Here is a 375-nt window from a genome sequence, read left to right on the forward strand (position 1 = left end):
CGACGCGGTAGCCGACCAATACGCGGATAAGTCCCTCCCAGCCGTCCGACTCCACCGCGTCGAGCACCGCCGACTGAGCGCCGGGAATGTCGGCCAGGCGGTACCAGGTGTGCGGCAGGAGGTAGGCCACGGTGTCGCCGCCGACCTCTTCGGCCGCAATCTCTTCGTCGGTCTGCTCGTCGACGTCGGGCAGGAGCAGTGCCCGCAGTCCACGCGACCAGCGCAGCGCGCTCTTACCGGCGGTGGCCCGCTCGTACTCGTGCCAGAGATCGAGGTCAGCGGCCAAGCCGTCGGTGCCGAAGTCCGCGAGGATCTGTAGCGGCGTGCGCGAAGTCTTACGCCGGGTGCCCTTCATGTCGGAGCGAGCGATCTCGT

1 pseudogene is annotated in these 375 nt (G+C 68.5%); it reads right to left on the bottom strand.

Annotated features, from left to right (window positions below):
- Positions 1-375, bottom strand: a pseudogene (locus E1182_RS31510) (hypothetical protein); the annotation flags it as partial.

The sequence above is a fragment of the Micromonospora sp. KC721 genome, from assembly GCF_004348355.1.
Classification (GTDB): Bacteria; Actinomycetota; Actinomycetes; order Mycobacteriales; family Micromonosporaceae; genus Micromonospora.